1 protein-coding gene is annotated in these 2677 nt (G+C 47.4%); it reads left to right on the top strand.

The genetic code is table 11. The features are described 5' to 3' along the window. Nucleotides 1-72 precede the first annotated feature (72 nt). A partial coding sequence (locus Q0668_RS09100; RefSeq protein ID WP_298863195.1) for a DUF1549 domain-containing protein occupies nucleotides 73-2677 on the top strand: 2605 nt, incomplete at its 3' end.

Raw genomic sequence — 2677 nt, forward strand, 5'->3', positions numbered from 1 at the left:
AAATATATATAATATATAAATATCAAAAGTAAGGACTTATCAGGCTTTCAGTTCCTTGGTAAATATTAATGTATGAAACAACGACAACATAGAATCATTCGATCCGCGTCTGGTTTCGGGCTGTGTCTGCTGGGGCTCTGTTTCTCACAAACATTGTCCGGCGCTGAAGGTGTCGACTATCTCAAGCAGATTAAACCGATTTTTGCTGAGAAGTGCTATGCCTGCCATAGTTCACTCAAGCAGGAATCGGAATTGCGACTGGAAACGCGTGACCTCATGCTGAGAGGGGGTGACAGTGGCGCTGCGCTCGTGCCCGGTAAAATCGATGAAAGTCTCCTGCTGCAACGCGTGATCGCCCAGGCAGACGAACAGATGCCACCACCGGGCGAAGGCTCCCGGTTGTCAAAGCATGAAATTGAATTGATCAAGAGCTGGATTGCGCAAGGTGCCATTTCTCCCAAAGAAGAAATTCCCGGTAGTCCCAAAGATCATTGGGCTTTTCGACCTCCTCTGAAAGCGAAAGTTCCACAACGTCACGCTGGTCCGGCAATGCGAAATCCTATCGACGCCTTTCTGGCTGCACAGCGAGAGAAACAGGGATTACTCAGTGTGAAGCCCGCATCGAAGCGAGTATTGCTACGCCGCGTCTATCTTGATCTGGTCGGCTTGCCACCAACACAAGAACAGATTCAGGATTTCGTGAATGATACGGACAGCGACGCTTATGAGAAAATTGTAAATAAATTATTAGCGAGCCCGCAATACGGCGAACGCTGGGGCCGCCACTGGATGGATATCTGGCGATATACAGACTGGTACGGATTGGGAGCACAGTTACGTTACAGCCAGAAACATATCTGGCACTGGCGAGACTGGATTATCGAATCCCTGAATCGGGACAGTAGTTATGCCGAGATGATTCAGGATATGCTCGCCGCCGATGAAATCAAACCGACTGATCACAAAGCGCTCCGTGCTACCGGTTTTCTGGCGCGACATTATTATCTCTTCAATCGCACTACCTGGCTCGACAGTACTTTGGAACATACATCGAAAGCATTTTTGGGACTGACGATGAATTGTGCCAAATGCCACGATCACAAATATGATCCGCTGACGAACGTCGATTATTATCAGATGCGGGCCATTTTTGAACCTTATCAGGTGCGGCTTGACGCACTTCCCGGAGAAACAGATCTTGAGAAAAATGGGTTACCTCGTATCTTCGATGCCCACGCTGATACCAAAACCTACGTGCACATTCGCGGTAACGAGAAGGACTCGGATAAAAGCCGGGAAATGAAGCCTGCTCCCCCAGAACTCTTCACATTCGATGAATTCAAGATTACTCCGGTAACTCTACCACCGGAAGCACATCATCCAGCGATGCAGGAATTTGTCTTAAAAGACCAGCTCAAAACAGCCTCAGCAAAGATTGAAATTGCCAAAAAAACGTTACAGCAAGCCAAAAAACAACTGGCGGATCTCGAACAGAAAGTAAAGTTAGAACAGAAATCGAAACCCGATCAGAATCAGCCGAAAACAACTAAGGATGCAGAACCATTTCTGGTTGACGATTTTAATAAAGCAAATCCACAACTCTGGACGATGGGTCCCGGCCAGTGGGCTTTTCAGAAGGGAAAATTGATTCAAACAAAAACTGGTTACGGACGTGCGTATCTGCGTTCCATTCAGAATCATCCACAGAATTTTAAAGCAACATTCAAATTCAAAACCACTGGTGGAGATAAATGGCGCTCGGTAGGGCTGGCCTTCGATGTGAATGGCAAGCGGGAGAAAATGATTTATTTGAGTGCCGTCCAACCCGGTTCCAAGTTACAGGTTTCCTATAACACTGGTTCCAAATCGGAGTATCCCGGTGACGCCGTGCATGCATGCAAGGTGAATTTGAATGTGCCTTACGAATTGGAAATCAAAGTCCGCGATCAGCTGGTCAATGTTGCTCTGAATGGAGAGCACGCCATCTCTTATACACTTCCCGTAAAGCGAGAGGCCGGGAAAATTGATATCCTGGCTTTTGACGCCGCTGCAGAATTTGACATGGTAAGCATCAGTTCTCTCGCTTTAAGTGATTCATTAATCGATGGAAAGAAATCAGCAAAAATCACACTGAATCTTGCGAAAGCAAAATCAAAAACCGCTGAAGTATCCCTCAAGGTTGCACAACACTTTAAAGAATCATTGCAAACAGCTCACGCTGCGGATAAATCCAGATATTCGAATCAGTCGGTGGTGAAACAAACAGAGTTAAAACAGGCAGCCGCTCTGGCCGCACGAAAATATGAACTGGCCGTTGCAGAACAAAAACTGGCACAGGCAGAAGAAAAATTGGAAGCAACGACAGGCGAGGCAAAGAAAAAAGTCGAAAAAGAAATCGCCACCGCCATCAAGCAGCTTGAAAAATCCCGGCAGACGGTCAAAAAACCCGGTGAGAAATATACGCGAATCCGAGCCTCACGCAAAGCCCTGGAAGGACCCGCTGAAAAAGACGATTCACGCTACAAACCATTTCCAGAAACCAGCACCGGGCGTCGCTCAGCGTTTGCCCGCTGGATGACACATCGCAAGAATCCGTTAACGGCTCGCGTTGCCGTCAATCATATCTGGCTAAGACACTTTGGCCAGCCCCTGGTGAACGAGGTGACCGATTTCGGTT

This window comes from uncultured Gimesia sp. (assembly GCF_937910335.1).
Lineage (GTDB): Bacteria > Planctomycetota > Planctomycetia > Planctomycetales > Planctomycetaceae > Gimesia.